Here is a 16,091-nt window from a genome sequence, read left to right on the forward strand (position 1 = left end):
TGGGAAATTTGTTTTTTGCAAAATTAACAATAATTCTGATTACATATATTGAGTCAAAAAGCCCGAGAATAAACTCGGGCTTTGTAAATATATTTAAGGTATTTAAATCGTGCTTTATTATGGAATTAGATAACTAATTCTTTTTGAGAAGGTTTGAATTTTGTCAATACAATTCCCTCAACAGCAGCTTCATATTCATCCATCGTTGGTGTTCTACCTAAAATTGTAGATAGCACTACCACTGGCGTAGATGACAATAATGACTCTCCTTTCTTACCTTCCGTATCTCTTACAACCCTTCCTTGGAATAAACGCGTAGAAGTAGCCATAACAGTATCACCTGGTTCGGCTTTTTCTTGGTTCCCCATACATAAACTACAACCTGGGCGTTCTAAATACAATTTGTTTTCGTACTTCGTTCTTGCAACGGCTTTTGGAGCATTATCATCAAATACAAATCCTGCATATTTTTCTAATACTTCCCAATCTCCTTCTTCTTTTAATTCATCTACTATATTATAGGTAGGTGGTGCAACAACTAAAGGAGCTTTAAATTCTACTTTTCCTTGTTGTGCTTCTACATTTTTAAGCATTTGAGCTAATATTTGCATATCACCTTTATGTACCATACATGAACCTACAAAGCCTAAATCAACTTTTTTAGTTCCTCCATAAAAAGATAATGGTTGAATATTATCATGCGTATAACGTTTCGATACATCTTCATTATTTACATCTGGATCTGCAATCATTGGTTCAGCAACCTTATCCAAATCAATAACGACTTCAGCATAATATTTAGCATCACCATCTGGTTTTAATGCAGACTTAGTTCCTGACTTTATTTCTGCAATACGATTATTCGCTTTATCAACTAAACCTTTAAAATCCTGTTTCGCGTTATCCATACCCTTATCTATCATAATTTGGATACGGTCTCTTGAAATTTCTAATGATTCGATTAAAGTTTCATCTTCAGAAATACAGATAGATGCTTTAGCTTTCATTTCAGCAGTCCAATCTGTAAATGTAAATGCTTGATCAGAAGTTAAGGTACCAATATGTACTTCAATAATTTTTCCTTGGAATACATTCTCTCCTTCAAATTGCTCTAACATCTGTTGTTGAGTCGCGTGCACCACATCACGGAAATCCATATAAGATTTCATTTCACCTTTAAAGGTAACTTTTACAGATTCTGGAATTGGCATTGTAGCCTCACCTGTAGCCAATGCTAAGGCAACTGTACCTGAATCTGCACCAAAAGCAACACCTTTAGCCATACGTGTATGTGAATCTCCACCAATAATTACATCCCAATCATCAACAGCAATATCATTTAACACTTTATGAATTACATCTGTCATTGCATGATATTTCCCTTCAGGATGACGTGCAGTAACTAATCCAAAATCATTCATAAACTTCATTAACCTTGGAATGTTAGCTTTCGACTTATCATCCCAAACAGAAGCAGTATGACAACCTGATTGATAACCTGCATCTACGATTGGAGAGATTACAGTCGCAGCCATCATTTCTAATTCTTGCGAAGTCATTAACCCTGTAGTATCTTGAGACCCTACAATATTAACTTCAACTCTAACATTAGATCCTGCATGTAATGTTTTGCCAGGAGTTGTTCCTACGGCATTTTTATTGAATATTTTTTCAACTGCAGTTAAACCTTGCCCTTCAATAGAAACTTCTTTTGAAGTAGCATATACTTGAGGTACATCTATCCCTAATACTTTACAAGCAAAAGTTTGTAATTTCTTACCAAAAACAACAGCATAAGACCCTCCTGCTTTTATAAACTCCATTTTTGGTGGTGTTAAAGCCGTAGAAATATCTTTTACCTCTTTTTGTCCATTATATAACTTCTTTGTTTTTGTGTTTATGGTAAGTACAGTACCTGTAGCAACAGAATATTCTTCTTTTAAGATAGCTTCTCCTTCATCATCAACAACCGTATTTCCTTCAGCATCTTTTTGCTTTACCCAGTTCTTTAAATCGATACCGATACCACCAGTTACTCCAACCGTTGTTAAAAAAATTGGAGCTATTCCATTTGTACCAGCAATTACTGGAGCAATATTAATAAATGGAACATATGGACTTGAAGAAATACCAGTCCATAATGCAACGTTATTAACCCCTGACATTCTAGAAGACCCTACTCCCATAGTTCCTTTGTCTGCAATTAACATTACACGTTTATTAGGGTGCTTTTCTTTTAACGCTAAAAGTTCATTTTGCATGTCTTTATTATGCTCAAACATACACTGACCGTGCAATTCACGATCTGATCTAGAATGCGCGTCAGCTCCTGGAGATAATAAATCTGTAGAGATATCACCAATACCAGCAACAAAAGTTACCACCTCTATTTCCTCATCGATCTCTGGTAACTTTGTGAAGAATTCTGCTTTAGCATAACTCTCTATTAGTTCTTTCGCAACAGCGTTTCCTTCTTTATAAGCATTTTCGATACGTTCCATATCGGCTTCATATAAAAACACTTGAGTTTTTAATACCTTAGTTGCTTTTACAGCAATTGAAGCATCACTCCCTAAAGCTAAATCTAATAAAACATCTATTGAAGGTCCACCTTTCATGTGAGACAACTGTTCAAAAGCGAATTCAGTTGAAATTTCTTTTACGATTGATTCCCCAAGAATAATCTCCTTTAAAAATTTAGACTTTACTCCCGCAGCACTTGTTGTACCCGGTAAAGTATTATAGATAAAGAAATTAAGAGAGTCTTCACGATAGGGATTTTTTTCATCCTTAATTTGCGCGATTATTTCGCTTAACAATTCTGCCCCATCAATTGGTTTTGGATGAAGTCCTTGAATTTTTCGCGCTTCAATCTCCTTGATGTAATCTTGGTAAGTGTTCATAAAAATAGAAGTCTTTTCTTTTTGAGAAAGCAAGAGGTATACTAATTCTCTTTACTCTCATAAATTATGTTAATGTCCTTTTGAGTTGTTGTAATTCTACAACATGTATTTCAACAAAACATTATAACACTCGGTTATTTACACTGATATCAATACTATTAGAGGTAAAATTACTAATTATTAATATCAACTTTAGTAAAGAACGTAAGTGATTAATGTTAATTTTTGCTGAGCAAAAATACGATTTTACCTACTAATTTAAAAATATACAACAGAATAAGCTTATTAATAAACAATATTCATAAAAAATTAAATAAATTGATTTTACAGCAATTAAAACTTCATTTACAGAAAAAAAATTGAGGATATAGTAATTTCCAAGCCTGTTTTTTACGAACCATTTCTTTATAACAATTCTAAATAAGCATTAAAAATAAAAAGCAGCTCAATAAGCCGGATCCTGTGTCCTTTAAAAAAGGTTCTTATCATTTATCTAGCCTTAATATTGCTATTAAAGTCAATCTGTCTACCCCTTAGAATCGTGCGAGCGGCACTCAATCTCTAATATACGTGACATTGCACCACATAGAGTTTACCTGGTTTCACTACAGCATTACCTGTACATTCTTTCTGTTGCACTTGTCCTCAGTTTACACTGGACGGATGTTATCCGCTATGTTTGCTCTATGGTGTCCGGACTTTCCTACTTATAAAAGCATAAGTCGATAAGATAGAGCTGCTTATATTTTTAATTCGTCTTTATAAAAAAAAACCACTCAAAATTGAGTGGGAAAATTGCTATGAAAAAGAAAAAGTATCTAGAACGTCTTCTAGATGAAGCAAATATAGAGTATTTATTTTATTTAAAACAAATAAAAAAACACAAAATTTCTCCTACCGTTCAATTTATAATTCCATAGAGGAAAGTAATTAAGCCATCGTATATACTAAGCAAAAACAGCCTACCATAAATATGGTAGGCTATTCTGTTATTTATTTTTTTTTACTTAATTCTTAAGAAAACATGTCTTTTACCTTTTCAAAAAAAGATTTATCTGACTTTTGAGGATTTGGATTGAAATTCTCATCATCTAGCATTGATTCAAAAAACTTACGCTGATCTTTCGCTAATTCTTGAGGTGTCCACACATTTACATGAATAAGGAAATCTCCTGTTCCATAATGTTCAATACTTGGAAGTCCTTTTCCTTTTAATCGTAATATTTTTCCAGACTGAGTACCTGGTTCGATCTTTATTTTAACTTTACCTGTAACTGTATCAATTTCTTTAGAAACCCCTAAAACAGCTTCAGAAAAACTTACATATAAATCATAATGTATATTACTTCCTTCTCTTTTTAGGTTTTCATGTTGAACTTCTTCAATAACAACTAATAAGTCTCCAGGAATGGAATTTTTACCAGGAGCCTCGTTTCCTTTTCCTCCTACCTTTAATTGAACTCCTTCAGTTACTCCCTCAGGTATGTTAATTGAAACAGTTTCCTCTTTAACAATCATTCCTTGTGCATCAGCACCAGAAGGTTTTTTATTCAAAATCTCACCAGCTCCATGACATGTACCACAAGTAGTTGCTGTTTGCATTCTACCTAAAATAGTGTTGGTAACACGCATTTGTTGACCTGAACCATTACATGTTGTACATGTTTTATAAGTTACACCATCAGCCTGTACCTTTCTTCTTACTTTTACCTTCTTCTCTGATCCTTTTGCTATTTCTTCTAAAGTAAGTTTTACTCGAATTCTAAGATTACTCCCTTTCACTCTGGCTTGGCGCTGTCCACCACCACCAAATCCACCAAAGCCACCGAAGCCTCCTCCGAAAATATCACCGAACTGGCTAAATATGTCATCCATATTCATTCCACCTCCGCCAAATCCTTGGCCTCCTTCAAAAGCAGCATGACCATATTGATCGTAACGAGCTTTTTTATTTTCATCACTTAAAACTTCATAAGCCTCAGCTGCCGATTTGAATTTTTCTTCAGCTTCACTGTTATCCGGATTCTTATCAGGATGGAACTTAATAGCCATTTTCCTGTAAGCCTTTTTAATTTCTGCTTGAGAAGCCGATTTTGAAATCCCTAAAATCTCGTAATAATCTTGTTTTGCCATATAATTTCAATTGACCATTAATTATTAACAATTAAACTGTTGCTAACGATTAATTTGTAATGATTTATTGTTTAAGCCTGCCCTATAACTACTTTAGGGTGACGAATTATTTTATCTCCAAGTTTGTACCCTTTTTCTACACAATCAATGATTTTTCCTTTTAAATCATTAGTTGGTGCAGGTATCTGAGTTATTGCTTCATGAATTTCAGAATCGAAATCACCTCCTGCTTTTACCTCTATTTCGCTTAGACCTTTTTGAGTTAAGGTATTTTTGAACTTGTTATTGATTAACTCAATTCCTTTTAATAGCTCAGAGTCTTCACTTTTTTTAATTTCTGCCAAACCTCTATCTAAATCATCCATAATTGGCAGTAAAGCTGTCATTAATTCCTGACTTGCAGTTTTAAAAAGCTCTATACGTTCTTTACTTGTACGTTTTTTATAGTTTTCAAACTCAGCAAAAAGTCTTAAATATTTATCTTTTTCAGCTTGTAAAAGCTCTTCATTTGTAGGTTCTTTCTTCACTTTCTCTTCTACTTCAACAGTATCTTCATCCTGAATATCAACCCCTTCACTCTCCTTTTGCTCTAATTCAGCATTTTCTAATGCATCTTTAATTTCGTCTTCTTTGGTATATTGATCTTTACTCATTGTAAATCTTTTCTTTATTTTCTCTATGTTATGCTTAGCAAGAATACTGCCATTGGACTAATTATGCCATATTGACACAAGTTTTTGCAACCTATATTTTAACATTGAATTTTCGATTTTACATTTTTTTTAACATATTCATTTCATATTTTAGAAGACGTTAACCAAATATTAATTTAACTACAACGAATTATGAAAAACAATCTATTAAACATTTCAGGAGTATCCGTTTTATCTAAGAAAGAGCAAAAAAACGTATCGGGAGGTCTTGGTCTTGATTTAAGTAAATGTGGCTGTGATTGTGCCGCTAGAGTAACTGGGCCAAAATATTGTTCAAGTTATATAGCATGTCCAGCCGTTTACACTTGTAATGACGAAATCTAGGACCAGCAACATTGTTATTAACCAAATTTAGATTAAACATGAAAACAAACTTATTAAAAGTTAAAGTATTGTTGTTTTAAAATACACATACAAAAAGTTTTTCTCTGGTTTGTTTATTTAAATTTTGCAGGCTATGTTATTGTTATAAATTCGCGATTTGCTCAACGATAAGTTGAATTATTAATTAAAGAATTACAATGAAGCCGAATTCTCATTTAAAGAATTCGGCTTTTTCATTTATTAAAACTAAAAAAGGTGTTCATATGAACACCTTTTTAAATATTATATATTTAACAAATTAATCTTCTATTCTTTCAATTTTTGCACCTAGTGCTCGTAATCGTGCCTCAATATTTTCATAACCTCTATCTATTTGTTCTATGTTATGAATAATACTAGTTCCTTTTGCGGACAACGCCGCTATCAATAACGAAATTCCCGCTCTAATATCAGGTGAAGTCATTTTAGTCGCCTTTAATTGACTGTTAAAATCATGTCCTATAACAGTAGCTCTATGTGGATCACATAAAATAACTTTTGCTCCCATGTCTATTAACTTATCTACAAAGAACAATCTACTTTCAAACATTTTTTGATGAATTAAAACAGTACCCTTCGCTTGAGTAGCTACAACCAAAACGATACTTAACAAGTCAGGTGTAAAACCAGGCCAAGGAGCATCGGCAACAGTTAAGACAGATCCATCAATATAATTCTGAATTTCATAACTATCTTGCTGAGGAATAAAAATATCATCTCCTTTCTTTTCAAGTTGAATACCTAATTTTCTGAACACATTTGGAATTTGTCCTAGGTCTTTCCAACTAACATTTTTAATAGTTACTTCAGAACGCGTCATTGCTGCCATTCCTATCCAACTACCAATTTCTATCATATCAGGTAAAATAGTATGTTCACAACCTCCTAATTCAGTGACTCCTTCAATAGTAAGTAAGTTCGAACCTACTCCTGAAATTTTAGCCCCCATACTATTCAACATTTTTGATAATTGCTGAATATAAGGTTCACAAGCTGCATTGTATATAGTGGTAGTTCCTTTTGCTAATACCGCCGCCATGATAATATTGGCTGTTCCTGTAACCGAAGCTTCATCGAGCAACATATCTGTTCCTTGAAGACCAGTTTCAGTTTCTACGCCATAAAAATATTCTTCTTTATTGTATCTGAATTTAGCACCTAAGTTGATAAAACCTTCGAAGTGAGTATCTAATCTTCTTCTACCAATCTTATCACCTCCTGGTCTTGGTATATACCCTTTTCCAAAACGAGACAACAAGGGCCCTACAATCATAATTGAACCTCTTAAAGAGCTTCCGTCTCTTTTAAACTGAGGGCTTTCAAGATATTTAAGATTGATGTCATCTGCTTGAAAACTATAACTGTTTACACCTATTTTTTCAGTTTTCACACCTAGTTCTCCAAGAATAAATATTAACTTATTTACATCAAGAATATCAGGTATATTGTTAATAATTACTTTTTCTGAAGTTAAAAGTACTGCACAAACTATTTGTAATGCTTCATTTTTGGCTCCCTGAGGCGTAATAGATCCGTTTAATTTATGACCTCCTTCTATTTTAAATGATGCCATTTATTTTTTTCTGCTTTTTTTATGATTTGTAGTTTTTCCTTTATGCCCTCCTTGAGAAGGTCTCTTTCTAAGTAAATTTTTACTTTCGGCCAAGTCTTCTTCCGTATTTCGAATATCAATTTGACCATCAGAAAGTTCGTATAAATGATCTAAAATAACACCATCTTCAACCGTATCTTTATTCCAGTTTAAATAACATTTCTTCATGTGGTTGGCAATAGTGAAAACTAAAGCTACTTTCATATCACCTTCATCCCAAGTTAATGCAACATCAATCATTGTTTGAATGTTCGTACCATAAAAACGATATTTAGATGCTGATCTAGGGTATTCTAACTTTGTAGGTTTCTCCGTTAACTCTTCTTTTGAAGGAGTTTCATATGGTGAATCTACATCCAATTTAAAATCTGCCATAATATGTAACTGATCCCATAGTTTATGCTTAAAATCAGGTACATCACGTAAATGAGGCTGCAAATTCCCCATTACATTAATGATCGCTTTTGCCATAGTGTTCCTTTCCTCCTTCTCCTCTAAATCAATACAGTGGTTCACTAACTTTTGAATATGTCTTCCGTATTCAGGTATAATTAATCTTTCTCTCTCTGAGTTATATTCTAAATCAAACATGATCTTGTTTTTATGCAGATGCAAAATAGTAATAATTATTCATTACTTATCCGATTACTTTCAATTTTGCAAACTGTAATAATAATTTCTTTTTTCCAACGGTTCCAAATTCGATTTCGGCTTTCTTATTCGGTCCCTTTCCTTCAAGTCCTAAAACTCTACCTTTTCCAAATCTATTGTGTTCTACAACGTTTCCAACGGCTATATCACCGTCAAATAAGTTGATTTTAGAATCACTTGTTTCGGATACTTTTTTTAATCTACTCTTATCAGGTTTTAAAGAGGATTTTTCTTTTTTGTCTAAGAATTCTTTTCGTTTTTTTTGAATTGGCTTTTGAAAACGAATTTTAGATGGACTTTCTTCAAATAAACTAGCATCAATAAATCGATTACTACTTGAATCTGGAGTTTTTGGTGCTAAATATTCAACATATTGATCATCAATTTCCTCTAAAAATCTACTTGGTTCTCCATCAGTCAACTTTCCCCATCGATATCGAGTTTGAGCATAGGTTAAATACGCCACTTTTTCAGCTCTTGTCAGTGCCACATAAAATAAACGTCTTTCTTCTTCTAATTCACTACGAGTATTCATACTCATTGCAGAAGGGAAAAGATTTTCTTCTAAACCTACAATATAAACATATGGATATTCCAATCCTTTCGACAAGTGAATTGTCATCAAAGAAACTCTGGGAGTATCATCATTCTCACTATCGAAATCAGTAGCGAGTGCCACATCTTCTAAAAAAGCCGTTAATGAGGCATCTTCACCCGTTTCAATTTTATCAGTAATAAAATCTTTAATACCATTCAACAATTCTTGAACGTTTTCAACTTTATTTATTCCTTCAGGGGTTCCATCTTTTTGCAAGTCTTTAACCAGTTGTGTTTGTTTTACAACTAAATCGGCAACTTCAAAAGCATTTTTCGTTTGCACTTCTACTTGCAATCGCTGAATCATCGTTAAAAAACCATCTAATTTATTCTTAGTTCCTTGGGTGATTTTAATATCGATTCGATTAATATTCTTAATAATTTCGAATATCGATTTTTTATAATGATTGGCAGCAATTACTAACTTATCCATCGTTGTGGCTCCAATTCCTCTAGCTGGGTAATTAATTACTCTAACTAAAGCCTCTTCATCATTTGGATTAATAAGTAAGCGTAAATAGGATAATAAATCCTTTATCTCCTTTCGTTGATAAAAAGAAATACCTCCATAAATTTTATATTTTATGTCTTTTTTTCTCAATGCATCCTCCATAGCTCTGGATTGTGCATTTGTTCTGTATAAAATGGCAAAATCATTATTGGTCATTTGATGATTCATCTGATTTTCCCAAATAGATTGCGCTACAAAACGACCTTCTTCTCCATCTGAGATAGAGCGCATTATTTTTATACTTTCACCAGATTCATTGGCTGTCCAAACTTCTTTATCTAATTTCGTTTTATTCTTATCGATAACGCTATTAGCCGCCTCAACTATGTTTCCTGTTGAGCGATAGTTTTGCTCCAGTTTGAACGTTTTAGCATCCGGATAATCCTTTTGAAAGTTTAATATATTATTAATATTGGCTCCACGGAAACTATAGATACTTTGAGAATCATCACCAACCACACAAATATTTTGAAAACGATCCGCCAATGCTCTTACAATTAAATACTGAGAATGGTTGGTATCTTGGTACTCATCAACCATTATATACCTAAATCTATCTTGGTATTTTGCCAATACGTCAGGGAAACGAGCTAATAACTCGTTTGTTCTCAATAATAGATCATCAAAATCCATAGCTCCCGACCTAAAGCATCTATCTACATATTCTTTATAAATATCACCTACCTTTGGTCTGCTAGCCTGTAAATCCGCTTCCTGTAAATCTGAATTATTGAAATAAGCTCTAACCGTAATTAAATTGTTTTTGAAAGATGATATTCTACCAAGAATTTGTTTTGGTTTGTATCGTTCTCTATCCAATTTCATTTCCTTTATGATAGAAGAGAGCAATCGAACCGCATCTTGAGTATCATAAATTGTGAAATTTGATGGATATCCTAGCCTATCTGCTTCCGACCTTAAAATCCTGGCAAATACAGAGTGAAAAGTTCCCATCCATAAATTCCTTGCTTCACTATGCCCTACTACCGAAGCAATACGTTCTTTCATTTCTCGTGCCGCCTTGTTGGTAAACGTTAGGGAAAGAATATTAAAAGAATCTACTCCTTGTTTCATAATATGGGCAATCCTGTAAGTCAAAACCCTAGTTTTACCAGATCCGGCACCAGCAATAATCATCATAGGACCTTCTTTTTGCAATACAGCAGCCCTTTGTGGTTCGTTAAGTTGTTCTAAATAAGTACTCAAAGAAATTTAAATTGAAAGAATTTTAAAATGGAAAATTAACCATTCTTTTAGGTTTTATAAAATATGTAGTCATTTTTTTTTCAACATATAATTTTATATTCGTTTTTAGGTTTATAATTTAACGCGAGTTGGGAGTATTTTGCACTCTTAGTTAATTTCGTTTTTCTTTGGCTAGGCCTAGCTTTGAAGGACTCTTTTTAATTCGAAAAATTACAACAACACAAAAGAAAAGACAAAATTAATGGAAACAAAGTCTTGGAAACAGTCTTCTTTAATTCTAAAAACCTTGAATTAAAACCTTAAACTGCGTCTTTTTGAATCAAATCTCACGTTTTGAATCGCTTTTATGGAAATAATATATCTGAACTCACGTTAATTTATACAGATTCTATAAGATATTTGAGCGCTAAATTCTATAAGACTTGTATCTTAGCGGCATTTATTATTCTGTATAAAATTCAAAAAAATAACTTTACAAATAGTATCCCTATGGAAGATAAAATTATTGAGGGTTTGGCTTATGCCCTCCCTGCACTTGTTACTGGTGGAGTCGCTTATTATATTTTAACGGCTTTTATTAAACAAGACAATAACGAGAGAAAGTTTGAAGCTTTAGTTACCAAAAAAAAGGAAAGTCTTCCTATTAAATTGCAGGCTTATGAGCGTATGTTATTATTTTGCGAACGTATCAACCCTATAAAATTATTGGTGCGCGTAAATCCTATTGGTGATGACGTTAATGGTTATTTACGTTTATTAACCGCAAATATTGAACAAGAATACGAACATAACCTTGTTCAACAGCTTTACATTAGTGACGAAAGTTGGAAATCTGTTTTGGCAACAAAATTAGCAATTATTGCAAAACTTAGAAAAGTTGCTGAAACCAGTGAGACTTCTGCTCAATTAAGAGAAAATGTTTTGTTGGATTATACTAAAGAAGAAAACCCTACAGATGTTGCGGTGGGTTATTTAAAACAAGAAGTGAAGAAACTGCTATAGTATTCTTCAATACTTTAACACCTATCTATGGAAAAATTATTCATTCGAGCTGTTATTATCCTGTTCATTTATTCTTTTAGCTCCTTAAGCGTTCATGGGCAAGATTATTTGGTTACAATAAATAATGACACCGTTTATGGTAAGATTGAATGGAAAACAAATACCACTGTTTTTGTAAAAAACAGAAAAGGAAAGCGACAGTTTAAGGCTAATCAAGCAAAATTATTTAAACGAGGGAGTTTTATTTTTTATTCGATAAATACTGGCTTTCCTGAATATCTTTTAGAGGTAAAAAAAGGAATCGTATCATACTACAAGGAATCACACCTCAAATCGAGGTATACATTAGATTATAAAAAGCATGTATATTTAAAATACAACGATACTCTATTTCCAATTAAAGTTAAAAGCAATGCAATTCATAAGGGTTATGCAAGCAACACCTTTTTTGATGTTCAGCGAGCAAATGTTCATAGAAATATTTCATACAAAAATGGGGATTTATATAAAAAACGCTATTTAAATGACAAGTATTCTTTGAATTTCAAGTTGTGCTTTTCTCATATACTAGGCATTGACAATGTTTTAGTTAAACTTATTTATAATGATAATTATACTTTTGAAGATATTGAACAGCTAGTAGATTTATCAAACGAACATTTGAAAGGTAAAAACATAGTTAATTATGTTAACCCCCTACTAGACAAGAAGTATGGTGCTGGATATATAATAACAAAGAAGAAGGATACTATCCATGGTTCGATAAAGTTAACTGGACGTTTTTCAATAAAAAATAAAGTGAATTTTTTAACTAAAGCCGGTGAAGAAATAGTATATAGACCTACAGAATTATCTGAGTTTTCCGTTAACAGGAGAATCTATAAGAATATCGTTATAAAAAAGAAGCCAAAATTGTTAAAAGAACTAATTAAAGGTGAAATTTCATTATATCGAGACTTGAAAAAAAGAAGAAATTATGCCACCAAAGATTTGAAAGTGTATTCCCCTGTTGACAAAAAAGAAAATTATTTAAATCTATTTAAGACTAAACCTTCAGTTTATAATAGAATTATTAAAAATAACTATCAATACTTTGAGGTAAAAAGTATGATAAAGTTATATAACAGTATATAATTTAACAAATTATAAAACCAAAAGAATGCTCATTAAAATTAATGGGCTTTTTTTACTTTTACCAATTAGCTTAATAAAACAACCATTCATCGCAACTACACTACCAAACACCTGTTTTTCAAAACAATAAACATAAGTAGATGTATATTTATAGTGTAGTAGTAAGTTAATTTTTTGATTAGCGATTTAGAGGCTTTTTCTTTTCGATAGAATTGAAAAAGCCTTTTTCTTTTTTTGAAATTGGATTCTTAAATATTCCTTTTGCTGCTGCAAGAAAAGGAAGTTCGACTAAATGATAAGAGAATATACTCACTTTTATTTTGATTGAATTACTTCATGTTTCATATTAACTTTACTTATAACACACGTAAAGAAAACAACTAATAATTATAATACTATTTGTAATTATAACTCCTTTCAATTTCGGGTGTAGCCTTCCCCAAAACCAGGACAGTTTAAAATTCGAATTTACTAACTTTAAACTCAAACTGTCACAATGAAAATCAGCAAGTTTAGCGAGAGTCAGATAATCAAGGCTCTCAAGGAAAATGAACAAGGTAGGTCTGTAGGTGATTTATCAAGAGAATTAGGAATCGATAAAAGTACTTTTTATTACTGGCGAAAAAAGTATGGAGGTATGGAACAACAGCAACTAAAACGTTTAAAAGAGTTAGAGGAAGAGAATAATAGGCTCAAGCAAATGTATGCAGATGTAAGTTTGGATGTCAAAATGCTAAAAGACGTACTATCAAAAAAGTTCTAAAGCCTTCCGACAAAAGAGTTCGTGTAAAGTATCTCATCAAAGCGTATGTGATTTCTATAGTCCATGCCTGCAAAGTTGTAGGCCTTAGTAGATCGATTTGGTATTACCAGAGTAAAAAAGATGATAGCGAGGTTATTGATAAGTTAACCGAACTTTCTGAATCGTACCCTACAAGAGGTTTTGATGAGTATTATCATAAGATCCGTCGTGAAGGCTTAATATGGAATAGGAAACGAGTGTTACGAGTGTATCGTGAGATGAAACTCAGTTTAAGACGTAAGCACAAAAAGCGTTTGGTTAAACGTGTAAAACAACCTTTGGAAAGACCTTCAAAACTCAATGAATGTTGGAGCATGGATTTCATGAGTGATGCACTTATTGACGGTAGAAAGGTGCGTGTGTTCAATGTTATTGACGATTGCAATCGTGAAGCACTGGCTATAAATGCTGGTCTTTCATATCCAGCAAGAGCCGTTATCGAAACACTGGAATGCCTAAAAGAAGAAATAGGAGTACCTAAGTATGTGAGATGTGATAATGGTCCAGAGTTTATTTCCAAGATTTTTGTCAACTGGTGCAAAAAGAATTTTATAGAAATTAAATATACACAACCCGGTAAACCTATGCAGAATGGCTATATAGAACGATTCAATCGCTTCTTTAGAGAGGATATATTAAGTGCTTATTATTTTAATGACACTTATCAACTTCAAAAGATAAGTGATAACTGGAGAGAAGACTATAATTTTAATCATCCGCATAAATCTTTGGGATACAAGTCACCTAAAGAGTTTATGCCCAGATTTGATGAAGAATTTAAATTCTTCATCAAATCTGACCTTAATAATAATTATTTGTCGAATTTAGAGGTGTCCTAAAAAAGGAAAGGCTACACGGGGTCTTTATTTTAAAATAGAATTTTATTAAACTTATAAAAGTCCAAATAAGTCCACTAACTAAGGTTAAAAACAAAATAAGATGATGCATACCAGGTGCATGAATGTATGGATGTCCAATAGTAAGATACGATATTTCTGCAAGCCCAAAACCAATTCCGTATAGCTTTAAAGTTTTTAATATTCCACTTTTCATATTATCCATAAAAATTTTCAGTTGTTAGTTTCAAACAGATAATTGTAGAAATTATATGAATTCCAATTACGTAAAACTTTCAATTCTATCTTGCTTTGTTAATAGTATTTGCTCAGCAATTAACCTTCCATAATTTTCAAAGTTTTTGTAATTGAAATATGCCTTTTGAATCGCTGAGTATGGCAAGTTTACCATTATAGTTGGCTCAATGGTTTCTATATAGTATTTTGAAGGTTTCTGTTGAATAAACGAAGGATAATCTGATGCATATGAATTTTCATTAATAAAAGAGATTATTATTTTCTTACCCTGATTATCGATATAATAACTTTTTAATAATCCTTGATAAACAAATCCCATTTCTTTTTGGATTTGCCCATTTTCCAAGTAAAATTCCTTTTTTTTAAACTCAGTAATTGACAAATGTTTTCTTATGAAGTTTAATTCATCTGCTTTTAAATAAGGACAAATTGTTAAATATGATTCTAAATATTGTTGATACGCTTTCTCTTTCATTTAAATTATTGCCGAAATGCCCTTTTTACAAGATTAATTACTGTGATAAAGTTAATAAATAACTATTTAGAACAAAAATTCGTAAAGATTTATGTGAGTGAGTAACTAATTTTGTAATTGTGATATACAGAGTTTCTTAATTCAGACAAGCTTTTATAGAGTCCTTATATGCTTCCATTCCGACTATTTCTTTTCTTTTTGTTTTTCTCCATTCTCTGCCATATTTAATATCTAAAATTTTAATAATGTAATAATTATATTGAGATACACATTCATAAATCCTTCCTTCACAACCAAGTTCCACATATTCAACATTATATTTCTTCTCAAAACTATAGTCTTCTTTCGTATTTGCAATTGGAACAATCCCTCCATTCAAGTAAAGTTTAGGAACGCCACTTTTCCAGTCTTTCCTTGCCTTATCCCTATTTATTTCACACTTTCCTTTAACAACAATTGATTTATGACTTTTCCTTTTACTCCAACTAGTTTTGTATTTATAAATTGTGTTCGGGTAATTTCCAGCGAAAATTTCTAAAAGATAACTTTCTTTTTTAGTTTTAGAAACTAAAATAAATTCTCCTAAATCATTGACAATTGTTCCATTTGACGTTCCTTTTACAAAAACGTAAACATCTTCTTTAGGCTTTCTCTTAGAAATGGAAGAAAATATTTTTCCTTTTATTGTATCATTTTGAGCTTGAAAAAATTCAACTTTTAAAAAAGTGAACACTACTAAAAAAATAATGAATTTCATCTGCTTTTTTATTCTGTGCAACTGTTTCGTATATGGGTTTGTTCTGTATTTAAGTAAACGTTTTAATAAACTAACTCGAGAAAATTTCTTATAAACTTCTCAAATAAATAATGTATAAGGTAATTAATTACATCTCTT

General features: G+C 32.0%; 13 protein-coding genes and 1 other RNA gene. 5 read left to right on the plus strand and 9 right to left on the minus strand.

The features are described 5' to 3' along the window. Nucleotides 1-125: 125 nt before the first annotated feature. From BLW23_RS04735 to BLW23_RS04750, 4 genes are all read right to left on the minus strand, one after another. Nucleotides 126-2,903, minus strand: coding sequence for a bifunctional aconitate hydratase 2/2-methylisocitrate dehydratase (locus tag BLW23_RS04735; RefSeq protein ID WP_093668452.1), 2,778 nt, complete (start codon nucleotides 2,901-2,903; stop codon nucleotides 126-128). Between the two features lie 433 nt (nucleotides 2,904-3,336). Beyond that, an RNA gene (gene rnpB, locus BLW23_RS04740) (RNase P RNA component class A) lies at nucleotides 3,337-3,646 on the minus strand. Between the two features lie 271 nt (nucleotides 3,647-3,917). After that, a complete protein-coding gene (gene dnaJ, locus BLW23_RS04745) occupies nucleotides 3,918-5,036 on the minus strand; it encodes a molecular chaperone DnaJ (protein ID WP_093668074.1) in 1,119 nt (372 codons plus the stop codon). A gap of 71 nt (nucleotides 5,037-5,107) precedes the next feature. After that, a complete protein-coding gene (locus tag BLW23_RS04750; RefSeq protein WP_093668075.1) occupies nucleotides 5,108-5,689 on the minus strand; it encodes a nucleotide exchange factor GrpE in 582 nt (193 codons plus the stop codon). A 192-nt stretch (nucleotides 5,690-5,881) separates the two neighbouring features. Here BLW23_RS04750 and BLW23_RS04755 point away from each other — a divergent pair, with 192 nt between their 5' ends. After that, entirely contained in the window at nucleotides 5,882-6,073 is a 192-nt protein-coding gene (locus tag BLW23_RS04755) for a hypothetical protein (RefSeq protein ID WP_093668076.1), read from the plus strand. 298 nt (nucleotides 6,074-6,371) lie between these two features. Here the strand turns inward: BLW23_RS04755 and murA are convergent, their stop codons facing one another. From murA to BLW23_RS04770, 3 genes are read right to left on the minus strand one after another with little or no spacing between them, the layout of a single operon-like run. Next, nucleotides 6,372-7,685: a UDP-N-acetylglucosamine 1-carboxyvinyltransferase gene (gene murA, locus BLW23_RS04760; protein ID WP_093668077.1), complete on the minus strand. Its 1,314-nt coding sequence runs from the start codon at nucleotides 7,683-7,685 to the stop codon at nucleotides 6,372-6,374. Next, on the minus strand, nucleotides 7,686-8,318 hold the full coding sequence (locus BLW23_RS04765; RefSeq protein WP_093668453.1) for a DUF4290 domain-containing protein: 633 nt from the start codon (nucleotides 8,316-8,318) through the stop codon (nucleotides 7,686-7,688). A gap of 43 nt (nucleotides 8,319-8,361) precedes the next feature. Then, on the minus strand, nucleotides 8,362-10,689 hold the full coding sequence (locus BLW23_RS04770; protein WP_093668078.1) for an ATP-dependent helicase: 2,328 nt from the start codon (nucleotides 10,687-10,689) through the stop codon (nucleotides 8,362-8,364). Nucleotides 10,690-11,178: 489 nt separating this feature from the next. Between BLW23_RS04770 and BLW23_RS04775 the strand changes: the two genes are divergently transcribed. The 4 genes from BLW23_RS04775 to BLW23_RS04790 all read left to right on the plus strand — a co-directional run bounded on the left by BLW23_RS04775 (nucleotide 11,179) and on the right by BLW23_RS04790 (nucleotide 14,466). After that, nucleotides 11,179-11,691: a DUF7935 family protein gene (locus BLW23_RS04775; protein ID WP_093668079.1), complete on the plus strand. Its 513-nt coding sequence runs from the start codon at nucleotides 11,179-11,181 to the stop codon at nucleotides 11,689-11,691. Nucleotides 11,692-11,718: 27 nt separating this feature from the next. Beyond that, the gene (locus BLW23_RS04780) at nucleotides 11,719-12,825 is read left to right on the plus strand and encodes a hypothetical protein (RefSeq protein ID WP_093668080.1); all 1,107 of its coding nucleotides are present in this window, start codon (nucleotides 11,719-11,721) and stop codon (nucleotides 12,823-12,825) included. A gap of 496 nt (nucleotides 12,826-13,321) precedes the next feature. Further along, nucleotides 13,322-13,588, plus strand: a complete 267-nt coding sequence (locus BLW23_RS04785; protein ID WP_093667736.1) for a transposase — start codon at nucleotides 13,322-13,324, stop codon at nucleotides 13,586-13,588. A gap of 35 nt (nucleotides 13,589-13,623) precedes the next feature. Then, entirely contained in the window at nucleotides 13,624-14,466 is an 843-nt protein-coding gene (locus BLW23_RS04790; RefSeq protein ID WP_255362750.1) for an IS3 family transposase, read from the plus strand. Between the two features lie 280 nt (nucleotides 14,467-14,746). Here BLW23_RS04790 and BLW23_RS04795 read toward each other — a convergent pair whose 3' ends face one another. Next, nucleotides 14,747-15,196 (minus strand): Crp/Fnr family transcriptional regulator, encoded by a 450-nt coding sequence (locus BLW23_RS04795; protein WP_093668081.1) that lies wholly within the window; start codon nucleotides 15,194-15,196, stop codon nucleotides 14,747-14,749. A 136-nt stretch (nucleotides 15,197-15,332) separates the two neighbouring features. Then, on the minus strand, nucleotides 15,333-15,953 hold the full coding sequence (locus BLW23_RS04800; protein WP_093668082.1) for an FEKKY domain-containing protein: 621 nt from the start codon (nucleotides 15,951-15,953) through the stop codon (nucleotides 15,333-15,335). Between the last annotated feature and the right edge of the window lie 138 nt (nucleotides 15,954-16,091).

Source organism: Tenacibaculum sp. MAR_2009_124 (genome assembly GCF_900105455.1).
Classification (GTDB): domain Bacteria; phylum Bacteroidota; class Bacteroidia; order Flavobacteriales; family Flavobacteriaceae; genus Polaribacter.